Source organism: Myxococcus llanfairpwllgwyngyllgogerychwyrndrobwllllantysiliogogogochensis, assembly GCF_006636215.1.
In the GTDB taxonomy this organism is placed as follows: domain Bacteria; phylum Myxococcota; class Myxococcia; order Myxococcales; family Myxococcaceae; genus Myxococcus; species Myxococcus llanfairpwllgwyngyllgogerychwyrndrobwllllantysiliogogogochensis.
The window spans coordinates 1-11,330 of the sequence record NZ_VIFM01000338.1 but is presented as its reverse complement, the minus strand read 5'-3'; the positions used below and the strand labels follow the sequence as shown (position 1 = coordinate 11,330).

9 protein-coding genes are annotated in these 11,330 nt (G+C 70.4%); all 9 read left to right on the top strand.

Going from position 1 to position 11,330, the window contains the following annotated elements:
* Positions 1-123: 123 nt before the first annotated feature.
* The 9 genes from FJV41_RS44270 (at position 124) to FJV41_RS44230 (ending at position 11,161) form a co-directional block, all read left to right on the top strand.
* Entirely contained in the window at positions 124-2,973 is a 2,850-nt protein-coding gene (locus FJV41_RS44270) for a TonB-dependent receptor domain-containing protein (RefSeq protein ID WP_141648675.1), read from the top strand.
* A gap of 3 nt (positions 2,974-2,976) precedes the next feature.
* Entirely contained in the window at positions 2,977-3,426 is a 450-nt protein-coding gene (locus tag FJV41_RS44265) for a GNAT family N-acetyltransferase (protein WP_141648674.1), read from the top strand.
* Positions 3,427-3,575: 149 nt separating this feature from the next.
* Positions 3,576-4,799 carry an NAD(P)H-dependent flavin oxidoreductase gene (locus FJV41_RS44260; protein ID WP_141648676.1) on the top strand — a complete coding sequence of 408 codons (1,224 nt, stop codon included), beginning with the start codon at positions 3,576-3,578 and terminating at the stop codon, positions 4,797-4,799.
* Positions 4,800-4,913: 114 nt separating this feature from the next.
* On the top strand, positions 4,914-5,324 hold the full coding sequence (locus FJV41_RS44255; RefSeq protein ID WP_141648673.1) for a hypothetical protein: 411 nt from the start codon (positions 4,914-4,916) through the stop codon (positions 5,322-5,324).
* Positions 5,325-5,523: 199 nt separating this feature from the next.
* Positions 5,524-7,839, top strand: coding sequence for a hypothetical protein (locus FJV41_RS44250; RefSeq protein WP_141648672.1), 2,316 nt, complete (start codon positions 5,524-5,526; stop codon positions 7,837-7,839).
* Positions 7,840-7,895: 56 nt separating this feature from the next.
* Positions 7,896-8,282, top strand: coding sequence for a lactoylglutathione lyase (gene gloA / locus FJV41_RS44245; protein WP_141648671.1), 387 nt, complete (start codon positions 7,896-7,898; stop codon positions 8,280-8,282).
* Positions 8,283-8,425: 143 nt separating this feature from the next.
* Positions 8,426-9,262: an NAD(+) diphosphatase gene (gene nudC / locus FJV41_RS44240; protein ID WP_141648670.1), complete on the top strand. Its 837-nt coding sequence runs from the start codon at positions 8,426-8,428 to the stop codon at positions 9,260-9,262.
* 77 nt (positions 9,263-9,339) lie between these two features.
* Positions 9,340-10,281 (top strand): oxygenase MpaB family protein, encoded by a 942-nt coding sequence (locus tag FJV41_RS44235; RefSeq protein WP_141648669.1) that lies wholly within the window; start codon positions 9,340-9,342, stop codon positions 10,279-10,281.
* A gap of 187 nt (positions 10,282-10,468) precedes the next feature.
* Positions 10,469-11,161 (top strand): radical SAM protein, encoded by a 693-nt coding sequence (locus tag FJV41_RS44230; protein WP_141648668.1) that lies wholly within the window; start codon positions 10,469-10,471, stop codon positions 11,159-11,161.
* Positions 11,162-11,330: the final 169 nt, after the last annotated feature.

Below are 11,330 nucleotides of genomic sequence, written 5' to 3'. Positions count from 1 at the left end.
AAGTGGAACCCCACCCCATACCGCGTGTCCACTCCTTCCTACTCAGGAGGTCTGACATTCGGCGGCCCACCCAAAGGCCCCCATGGACCTGCCATTCCATAGAAGGAAGAATGTCACCGCCCCATGCTTCCTTCTCGCTCTGGCCTTCTCGTCCTATCGCTCCTGCTCCTGTCCGTGCCCGCGTACGCGGACAACAACGCCGACGAGGCGGACATCGCCTTCGAGCTGGGAAACGACGCCTACGCCAAGGGCCAGTACACCGAAGCCCTGCGCTCCTACTTCACCAGCTACCGGCTGGTGCCCAACCGCAACGTGCTCTTCAACATCGCCCGCTGCTTCGAGGCGCTGGGCAAGTTCAACGAGGCGTACCGCTACTACAACGACCTGCTCACCGAGGACCTGCCCACGGAGGACGCCTCGGAGGTGTCGCGCTCGTTGGACCGGCTTCGCCCCAAGGTGGCGCTCGTCAAGGTCACCACCGTCCCCAAGGGCGCGGACGTCTACGTGGACCGCATGGACCTGGGCAGCCGGGGCCGCTCTCCGCAGACGCTCGCGCTGTCGCCAGGCCGCCACAAAATCATGGTGAAGAAGGAGGGCTACCGTCCCACCGAGGCCACCGTCACCGTGGCGCGCGGTCGTGAGACGGAGCAGACCTTCGACCTGTTCCTCATCACCGGCGGCGTGGAGCTCACCGGGATCCCCGAGGGCGCCGAGGTGCGCGACGCCCCCAACGGCCCCGTCATCACCAAGCTGCCCGGTCGCGCCCGCCTGCCTCCCGGTCAGCGCATCCTCTACGTGCGCGCCCCCGGCTACTCCCCCGGCCAGTACGTGGTGGACGTGCCCGCCGATGGCAGCGTCCCGCTCTCCGTCGCGCTCCGCGTGCAGGACCGCCCCTCCGGCCGACTCGTCGTCACCGCCAACCGCGACGGCGCCACCGTGCGCGTGGACGGCAAGCCCGCGGGCTTCACTCCCACCGTCGTCACCCTCCCCGAAGGTGAGCACGCCTTGGAGGTCGAAAGCCGCGAGGTGCGCCCGCTGCGCCAGAAGGTGACCGTGGTCGCGGACCAGGAGGTGAAGGTCCACGCGGAGCTGCGCTACGCACCCCCGCCCGTCCGCGCCGCATCCAAGAGCCTGGTCGCCGTGGACGACGCGCCCGCCTCCACCACCGTGCTCACCCAGGAGGAACTGCGCGCGTTCGGCTGGCGCACCCTCGCGGAGGCACTCTCCGGCGTGCGCGGCTTCTACATCACCGACGACCGGACCTATACGTACCTGGGCGTGCGCGGCTTCTCGCCCCCGGGAGACCTCAACACCCGCGTCCTCATCCTCTGGGACGGCCACGCCATGAACGACGTGTGGGCCGGCCAGGGCTACGCCGCCCACGACCTCAACGTGGACCTGATGGAGGTCGAACGCATCGAAGTCGTGCGCGGCCCTGGCAGCGCCCTGTACGGCACCGGCGCCTTCTTCGCCGTCATCAACGTGGTGCCGCGCGAGTCATTGGGCCCGGACAACCACCTGGAAGTCACCGGCGCGGTGGGCGCGCTGAACACCACGCGCGGACACGTCACCGCCTCGTGGGAGGACGGCAATCGCTCCATCCTGGTGAGCGCCTCGGCGCTGACGGCCTCCGGCGCGGACACCACGCGGTTGCGGCGCCTGGACCCGTCGCTGGCGGACGTGCTCGTCAACGGCCTGGACGCGGAGCGGGCCGCCACCGGCTCCATGCGCGCCCGTCTGGGCGATGTGTCCTTCCAGGCACAGCTCAACGTCCGCTCGAAGGAGCTGCCCACCGCCCCCTACGGCACCGTGCCTGGCGCAGAGGGCAACACCGTGGAGGACCTGCGCGCCTTCGTCGAGGCCCGTTACGAGCGCGAGTTCACCGAGCGCTTCAGTTTGTCCGCGCGCGCCGCGTTCGACATCAGCCGTTACGAAGGCATCTACGTGTATCCGGAGGACGCCGGTGGCTCAAACAAGGAGGGCGGCGCGGCGGATTGGGTCAGCGGCGAGGTGCGCGCACGCGTGGGCATCTTCGAGGGCAACAGACTCACGCTCGGCGTGGAGGCCCAGGGACAGCTGAGCGTGCGGCAGACGGCGAGCAACGCCCCCCTGGATGAGAAGTCGCGCACGCTCTTGTCCGCGTATCTGCTCGACGAGTGGCGACTGCACCCGCGCCTGAGCCTCTCCGCGGGCCTGCGTCTGGACAAGTACCTGGACCTGGACACCACCCCCATCACCCCGCGACTGGCCCTCATCGCCCGTCCCTATGACGCGGGGCTCACCAAGCTGGTGGCCGGCAAGGCCTTCCGCGCGCCCAACGTCTACGAGCTCTACTACACGGACGGCATCACCCAGGCGCCCCCGGGCTCGCTGGAGCCGGAGACCATCACCACCTTCGAGCTGGAGCACTCGCACGACCTGACGGACGAGCTGCGCCTGTCGGTGGCCGGCTACCACAACCGCATCTCCAGTCTGGTGCAGCTGCGCACCGACGACGCCCCCTCCACCGAGTGTGGCGGCACCCCGTGTCTGCGCTTCGTCAATGACAGCGGCACCACGCTGGCGTGGGGCGCGGAGGCGGGCGTGCACTGGCAGCCGGGACGCTGGCTGCTGGTGGACGTGAGCTACTCGTACGTGAAGCTGCGCAACGCGGCGGACGTGGTGGCCTCCGCGTCACCCGCGCACCTGGTCTCCGGACGCCTGCTGATGCCGGTGGGCAACGGCGACATGCGGCTGGCCACCCAGGCCACCTACCAGAGCGCGCGCCCCACCGGCCCGGGTGGAGCCGACAGCGGTGAGGCGCTGCTCGTCGGCTTCGGGCTCTCCGGTGACTATGGCCCGCTGCGCTACTTCGCCGGCGTCCACAACCTGCTCGACTCCGAGTACCAGATTCCCGTGTCGGACGAGAATTCCATCGCCCCCGTGCCGCAGTACGGACGCACCTTCACCCTCCAGCTCACGGGAACGTTCTGACGCATGGGCGAGGCCGACTTCGAGTTCACCTTCATCCAGCCCGGGCACGCGCTCTACGAGGCGGAGCTGGAGCTGCGCTTCCGCGTGCTGCGCGAGCCCTTGGGACACACGCGGGACGCGGTGAAGTTTCCCTTCGAGGCACAGAGCCTCCACCTGGTCGCCCACCAGGGTGACAGCGTGCTGGGGTGCGTCCTCTTCCACCCCGAGGACTCGCACGGTGGACGCCTCTTCCAGATGGCGGTGACGCCCCACCTGCAGGGTCAGCGCCTGGGTGCTCGACTGGTCCATGCGCTGGAAGCGGAGCTGGTGCGACGCGGCGTCACCCACGTCCACCTCCATGCACGGCAGGCGGTCGTCCCCTTCTACGAACGCCTGGGCTATTCCGTGTATGCGGAAGCGTTCACGGAAGTGGGGATTCCCCACCGACACATGGAGAAGTCACTCGCGACGTAGGCCGGGGCGGGTGCTCACCACTCGACACCGCCGAATGTCTTCGGGCACGCGGGCGGACCACCGCCCCGTTGCCCCCTGACCTCAACAGGCAGGGGATGCTGGTAACCTTTCGCGAGAGGTCAGCGGGCCAGCGACACCGAGGAGACATGATGAACGGAACGAACGACGGACGCGCCGCGCCCCCTTCCCACCGGGCCGGCCCCTCGGGGGGTCCTGGGGACAGCGAGCTGGATGACGAGGGCTCGCCAGCCGAGTCGGACGAAGGCCGCGCGCCTCGGCGTCCGCCCATCCACGTCCTGGAGGACAACACGCTGCACACGCGGCTGACGCGTGACTTGGGCGTGCACTATCCTTTCGTCAGCGCGGGCATGGCCTTCGTGGCGCTGCCGCCGCTGGTCATCGCCGTGTCGGAGGCGGGAGGCATCGGCATGCTGGGCTCGGCACCGGAGCCCGCGCCCTTCCTGCGCTCGCGCATCCAGGCCATCCGCGCCGGCACGCAGCGCCCCTTCGGCGTGGACTTCATCCTCGACCGCGCGCGAGCAGGGGACTTCACCACGCGCGAGCACATCGACACGTGCATCGCCGAGCGCGTACCGGTGGTCGCCTTCCACTGGGCCCTGCCGCCCGCGGACTGGGTGAAGGACCTGAGGGCCGCGGGGACGAAGGTCTGGGTGCAGGCCAGTTCGGTGGAGTTCGCGAAGGAGGCGCTCGCGCTGGGCGTGGACGGACTCATCGCGCAGGGCCGACAGGCGGCGGGTTACAACCGGGGCACCACGCCCACGCTGAAGCTGGTGCGGGAGCTGCGCGCGCTGGTGGGTGAGCTGCCGTTGCTCGCCGCCGGTGGCATCGCGGATGGGCTGAGCGCGGCGCGCGCGCTGTTCCATGGCGCGGACGGCGTCTGGGTGGGCACGCGCATGGTGGCCTCCGTGGAGGCGTACGCGCACCCGGGCTACAAGCAGCGCGTGGTGGACGGAGACGCGCGCGACTCCGACTTCACCACCCTCTTCGGCCCCGAGTGGTCCGGGCCGCGTCAGCGCGTGCTGCGCAACCGCGTGGTGCGCGAGTGGGCGGGCCGCGAGGCACGTGCGCCGACGAACCCCACGGACTCCATTGGCACCACGCGGCTGTACCCGGGGCTGTCGGGTGGCGATGCGCTCTACACGATGCCGCGCTTCAGCGCCTTCGTGCCCACGCCCGACACGCAGGGTGACCTGGAGGAGATGGTGCTGCCCGCCAGCGGCTCCAGCATGGCGCGCATCGAGAGCGTGCTGCCCGCCGGTCAAATCGTCGTGGAGATGATGGAGGGCGCGCACCGGCTGCTGGCGAACCCGTACGAGCTGGAAGCGGACGCCGACGAGAACGACCGCTCCTGAGTCGAGGTGCCCGGCGGACGGCGCCCTGGTGCTCCGCCCGCCGCCATTCCCGCTGAAACGGGTGAAGCGGCCGGGGAAGTTGGAGTAGGAACCCACGGAAGACAGGTGGGTCCCATGACGATGACGACGACACAGGCGCGCTGGCGGCGCGTGGCGGTTTCGGGCTGGATGGCCCTCGCGCTGTGTGGCGGCGTGGCGGTGGCGCGGGCGGTGACTTCGGAGGTGAGGACACCGTCGCGGCGACTGTCCGCCGAGGAGCGTGTCCTCGTGGGCCGGGCCGCCGCGGAGGCGGAGCCCCACTGGCGTCGGCGCTCGATGCACTCGTTCCCCGGAGACCACTGGTCCCAGGACGACGACTTCGGCGCGTCGGAGCGAGGCTGGGTGATGAACGAGGCGCGCAGGCGCGACGTGCCGGTGACGGACGTGTTCGACGCCATCGACACCGAGCTGCGCTCGGCGGCCCCCATCCTCCCGCCGCGCAAGGCCTCCGCCAGCCCGTGCAAGCCCCGTCCGTTCTACGACTGATGCCCGGCACGAACTCGACCCTCGCTTCGCGAGGCCATCGTCGGCCCGCGCTCGCCACGACCCTTCGCCGAGGCCCGAGGCCCGACCCCGTCGTCTTCCCGCGAGGTCGCCGCCGCTCCGTGCCTGACTCCTGCTGCTCGCGTCCCTTGATGCCCGGCGCGTCCCCCGTCTTCTCGCGCATCGGCGCGCTCCCTCTCGAATGACGACCTCCTCCCACGGACTGCTCCGCGCCGCCCACCGCGCCGCCTCGCTCACGAGCGTGCGCCTGGCCCTCTTCGGCGTCCTCGCGCTCGCCGCGTGCTGGCATTCCCTGTCGCTCGCTGGAGGGATGAACGACTTCCGCGACTCGCACCTGCTCGATTCGTACGAGGACGCGGGCACGCGCAGCGTGACGCACTACGGACAGCTGCCCTTGTGGAACCCCTGGTCCTGCGGTGGCCAGTACGCCCTGGGCAGTCCGCAGACGCGCGTCTTCGCGCCCACCGTGGTGCTGTCCTCCCTCGTGGGCCCGCGCCGCGCGGAGCCGATTCTGCTGTGGGCCTTCCTCGTGCTCGGCATGGAGGGCTTCTTCCACTACGCCCGACGGCGCGTGGGCTCCGCGACAGGCGCACTGGGCGCGGCTCCCCTCTTCGGGTTGATGGGCTTCACCGCCCTGTCCTGGTCCATCGGCTGGCTCAACTTCGCGGGCTTCCTCCTGCTGCCGTGGCTGCTCGTCGGCACGCGTCGCGTCGCGGAGGGGAAGCTGTCTGGCGTCGCGCTCGTGGGCGGCGTCTTCGCGCTGCTGCTCAGCTTCGGTGGCACCTACCCGGTGCCCATGGGCGCACTCTTCGTCGCGCTGGAGACCGGACGCACGCTGTACGGGATGCGCGGCATGCCTCGACGGCGCGAGGCGCTGTGGGCCCTGGGCATCACCGCCTGCTTCACCCTGGCCGCGTGTGCCTTCCGGCTCTGGCCGCTCATCGAGACGATGCGCTCCTCGCCGCGCGTCATGGCGGGTACGCCGGGCAACGCGCTCGTGCCGCTGACGAAGATGCTGCTCCAGCTCCCCGCGCGCTCCGGCTACAGCGACCCGGGCAACTTCTACTTCGCGCCCGCGGCCCTCCTGCTCGCGCTGCCCGCCCTCGCCCTCGCCCGACGCCGCGCGCTCTATCCCGCCGTCATGGCGGGCCTGTGCGCGTGGATGGCGGCGGGATACTCGGCCACGCCCTCGCTGTTCGCGGGGCTGCGCACGCTCCCCATCTTCGAGACGTTCCGCTACCCCGAGCGCTTCCTCGTCCCCACCTGCTTCTTCCTCGCGGAGCTGGCCGCGCTGGGGCTCGCCGCGCTGCTCGCGCGCACGTGGCGCGCGCCCTCCCGGTGGACCTGGGCCGCCGTGGCCGCGTGTGCCGTGGCCATCTCCAGTTGGGGCTTGCAGCTTCGCGCCTTCGACAACCTCTCGCGCTGGGCGCAGATGACGGCGATGCCCGCCGAGCGGGAGCAGCCCTTCGCCCAGGCGCGCGGCAATCGCTGGTCGCAAGGACACCTGCTCGCGCTCAACCGGGGCTCCATCGCCTGTGGCGAGGCGTGGCCCGTGCCCATGTCCTCCAAGCTGCGCGGAGACTTGAGCCAGGAGGAGTACCTGGAGGAGCCCGGCGCGGGCACCGCGAAGCGCGTGGAGTGGACGCCCAACCGCGTGTCCATCGACGTGGACGCGACGCGGCCCACCGTGCTGCTCGTCAACCAGAACTGGCACCCGGGCTGGAAGTCGTCGCAGGGCGAGGTCATCTCGCGTGACGGGCTGCTCGGCGTGCGCGTGCCGCAAGGCCGCCAGCAGGTGGTGCTGAGCTTCCTGCCCCGCTCGGGACTCGGAGGCACGCTCGTGTCGGCGCTCGCGTGGGCCGGGCTCGCCTTCCTCATGTGGCGCGAGCGGCGCGGTCATCGGCTGCCGTGGCCCGGAGCGCTGGGCGTGTCCGCCGTGCCCCTCGCCGTGTGGGGTGTGCTCGCGATGGCGTGGCCTGAGCCCGTGGCGAAGCCGGACCCGCGCAACGCGGATGGCTCGCCGTTGACGGTGGCGGCGCTGCCCCCCGCGGCGCGGCCGGTGAACGCGCGCTTCGACGTGCCCGTGGAGCTGGTGGCGGCGGAGGTGCCCGCGGAGCCGGACGCGGAAGGCATCACCCCCCTGGTGCTCCACTGGCGCACGACGGGGCCGGTGCCCCGCTCGGTGGGCATCTTCGTGCACGTGGTGTCGGCGGAGGGCCAGCGCCTGGGCTCGGACCATCCGGTGCTGGGCGGCACCTGGTTCTTCGCGGATGCGCCTCGGGACACGCTGCTGCGCGACGCCTTCTCCCTCTCCACGCGGGGCTGGCGGCCCGGAACGTGGAACGTGCTGGTGGGCCTGTGGCACGCGGGCGGCGACCAGTCCCGCGTCGATGTGCTCGGCACGGGCGGAGCACAGGTGTCCGAGGGCCGCGTGTACGTGGGGACGTTCACCGTTCCACGGAACGTCCGGGCCAATGAGTCTTCCGTGAACCCGTAGTCCGGGAGCCGACAGCGCGCCGAGACGCGCGGCGCTCCCGGGGTTATGAAGCGCGCATGCGAATCCTGCACACCATGTTGCGCGTTGGGGACCTGGAGAAGTCGCTCGACTTCTACACGCGGGTCATCGGAATGAAGCTGCTGCGCCGCCACGACTATCCCGACGGGAAGTTCACCCTGGCCTTCGTGGGCTTTGGCCCCGAAGACACCCACCCCGCGCTGGAGCTGACACACAACTGGGGCGTGGAGAAGTACGAGCTGGGCACGGCTTATGGCCACGTGGCGCTGGGCGTGCCGGACATCCGCGCGACGTGCGACGCGATTCGACAGGCGGGTGGCAAGGTGGTGCGCGAGCCCGGGCCGATGAAGCACGGCACCACCGTCATCGCCTTCGTCGAGGACCCGGACGGCTACCGCGTGGAGCTCATCCAGAAGGACACCTAGTCCCGTCGCCAGTTCGTCACCCGCACCGTGGCCGCGTGCGCCGTTCACCCGTGACGCGCCACGGGTGCGCTCCGCCCCTCCCCCCGGGCGCCTGGGTGACAACGAAGCCTGCGTCGCCCGTCGCGGGCCATTAAGGTGGCCCCGTGAGCCCCAGCCCTTCCTTCCTCCCCAGCCACGAGCCCCCCAGCCGACCGCGCGACAGCGCCCTGCTCTTCCTCTCGCGCGGCATGGAGCTGCTCATCATCGAGCGGGAGGGCGCCATCAGCCTGCCCACCGGCTCCACGCTCCCCGAGTTCGCCTCGGCGGCCCACTACCTGGGCGTGCTGGACGGAGTGGACTGCTACGCCGCGCCCCTGCCTCGGGACTTCGCGCCGCCAGAGGGCACCACCCTCGTGCCCGCACGCTCGCTCTACAAGCGACTGGACGAGGTGCGCTTCGCCATCGCCGGCCGCGCGCTCGCCATCGCCGAGTGGGACATCCAGCACCGCTTCTGCGGGCGCTGTGGCCAGCCCACGCAGCTGGTCTCCGGTGAGCGCGCCCGCCGCTGCACGGTGGACAACACGCCCTTCTACCCGCGCATCTCCCCTGCGATGATTGTGCTCGTCACCAAGGGCGACACCATGTTGCTCGCGCGCAACTCCACCCTGCCGGAGCCCATGTTCAGCACGCTCGCGGGCTTCGTGGACGCGGGTGAGTCACTGGAGGAGTGCGTCGCGCGCGAGGTGAAGGAAGAGGTCAACATCGAGGTGAAGAACATCCGCTACTTCGGCTCGCAGCCCTGGCCCTTCGGGCGCTCGCTCATGGTGGGCTTCACCGCCGAGTACGCGGGGGGCGACATCCAGGTGGACGGCAAGGAGATCGCCGAGGCCCACTGGTTCCACCCCGACGAGCTGCCCCGCGTCCCGCCGCGCCTGAGCATCGCCCGGCACCTCATCGACGCCTTCATCGAGCGCGTGAAGGGCCCGACGCCCAGAGGCTGACAGCGACCGGGGGTGCCAATAAGCAGGCCCTGGCGCCATCGGCTAGCGTCCCTTCTTCCTTCGCGGGAGGGACCTGGATGAATCGCTTCGCACTGCGGGACCGCACAGACGGCCTCGATGCCCGGACGCAGCACGAGGACATCGTTCGCATCCTCGCCACCCAGGAGTTCCCCTGGGACATCACCCAGGCGCTCAGCTTCGCGCTGTTCCGCACCTACGCGGTGCCGAGCATCGGGATACTGCTGCACGAGACGGGGGAGTTCACCGAGCGCACCCAGAAGCGCTACGACGACACCGTGCTCATCCTCGACGCCATCCTCGAGCACGGCATCGCCAGCCCCACGGGCCACAGCGCCTTCCGCCGGATGAACCAGATGCACGGCGCCTATGACATCTCCAACGAGGACATGCGCTACGTGCTCTCCACCTTCGTGGTGACCCCCGTGCGATGGGTGGGCGAGTTCGGCTGGCGGCCCTTCACTCCGCACGAGGCGGAGGCGTGGACCCACTATTACCGCGCGGTGGGCCGCCACATGGGCATCCAGGACATTCCGGAGACCCACGCGGACTTCGTCGCGCTCATGGACGGCTATGAGGCGAAGCACTTCGCCTTCGATGCGCGCAGCCAGGCGGTGGCCGACTCCACGCTGGAGCTGCTCACCACCTTCCCGCCGTCCCACCTGGCGCCCAAGAAGCTCGTGAAGCTGTTCGCTCGCACGTTGATGGAGGACGCGCTGCTGGACGCGTTCCACTACGCGCGCCCCTCCGCGCTCACCCGGAAGGTGTTCCGCACCGCGCTCAAGCTGCGCGGGAAGTTCGTGCGCTACGCCCTGCCTCCGCGAGAGGTGCCCAGGTTCGGCCGCGAGAACTCCAGCGTGCGCACCTACCCGAAGGGCCACGTCGTCGAGCAGCTCGGCACCTTCCCCAAGACCTGCCCCGTGCACCACCACCACCGCCCGGCCACGGCTTCGGAGGAAGAAGGACACGCCCCACGGGCCCAGGGGACGGGCGGCTCCTGAGCCCGGACGGCCGCAAGTGCTCCAGATTCCACGGACTTCGCCTCGCCCGGGCCGCTTCCCGAGGCGACGTCCAGGGTCCGGGAATCCCGGGCCACTCCCGGGACGTTGGCTCCGGATTGGGGTGACGGCTTGACCTCCCGGGCTGACTGGGGTTGAAGCGCCGCTCCCTTCGCCTCACGAAGAAGCCATGCCCGCCGCGCGTCCCCACATCGAGCCCCGCCTCGTTCCCACCGCTGACTCCGTGGTGGTGAAGGAGATCTACCTCTCTCTCCAGGGCGAGTCCTCGCACGCCGGCCTGCTGTGCGCCTTCATCCGCCTCACCGGCTGTCACCTGCGCTGCACCTACTGCGACAGCGAGTTCTCCTTCCACGGCGGCGCGCGTCGGAAGAACGCGGACGTCATCGAGGAAATCAAGGCGCTGCGCACCCCGCGCGTGGAAATCACCGGCGGCGAGCCCCTGCTCCAGCCCGGCGTCTACCCGCTGATGCAGTCGCTGCTCGACGAGGGTTTCACGGTGCTGCTGGAGACCAGCGGCGCCATCGACGTGCGGCTGGTGCCTCCGGCCGTGCACAAAATCGTCGACATGAAGACGCCGTCCTCGGGCGAAGCCGCGCGCAATGATTTGCGCAACTTCGCGTCGATGAACGCGAACGACGAGCTGAAGTTCGTCATCGGCTCGCGCGAGGACTACGACTGGTCCAAGGCCCTCATCGCCGAGCACCGGCTGGCCGAGAAGCCCTTCGCGCTGCTGTTCTCCACCGTGTTCGAAAAGCTCCACCCGCGCGAGCTGGCGGAGTGGACCATCGAGGACCGGCTCTCCGTCCGCTTCCAGCTCCAGATGCACAAGTACCTCTGGGAGCCGAACGCGCGCGGCGTCTGAAGCACGCCCGCGTCAGACGCCAGGCGCCGCGAAGTACAGCCAGCCCCAGAACAGCAGCCACGCGGACAGGAACCCCAGGGTCACCCAGCCGAGCACGGACGCGACCCGCGCGGGAACCTGTCCCTTCGCGGGGCTCTCCCCCCGGCGGATGCGCCCCGCCTCCCGCATC

Excerpts from the sequence above, each read along its gene's own strand:
- FJV41_RS44265 (WP_141648674.1), top strand. The coding sequence starts at position 2,977 with ATGGGCGAGGCCGACTTCGAGTTCACCTTCATCCAGCCCGGGCACGCG.
- FJV41_RS44230 (WP_141648668.1), top strand. The coding sequence starts at position 10,469 with ATGCCCGCCGCGCGTCCCCACATCGAGCCCCGCCTCGTTCCCACCGCT.
- FJV41_RS44260 (WP_141648676.1), top strand. The coding sequence starts at position 3,576 with ATGAACGGAACGAACGACGGACGCGCCGCGCCCCCTTCCCACCGGGCC.
- FJV41_RS44250 (WP_141648672.1), top strand. The coding sequence starts at position 5,524 with ATGACGACCTCCTCCCACGGACTGCTCCGCGCCGCCCACCGCGCCGCC.
- gloA (WP_141648671.1), top strand. The coding sequence starts at position 7,896 with ATGCGAATCCTGCACACCATGTTGCGCGTTGGGGACCTGGAGAAGTCG.
- FJV41_RS44255 (WP_141648673.1), top strand. The coding sequence starts at position 4,914 with ATGACGATGACGACGACACAGGCGCGCTGGCGGCGCGTGGCGGTTTCG.
- FJV41_RS44235 (WP_141648669.1), top strand. The coding sequence starts at position 9,340 with ATGAATCGCTTCGCACTGCGGGACCGCACAGACGGCCTCGATGCCCGG.
- FJV41_RS44270 (WP_141648675.1), top strand. The coding sequence starts at position 124 with ATGCTTCCTTCTCGCTCTGGCCTTCTCGTCCTATCGCTCCTGCTCCTG.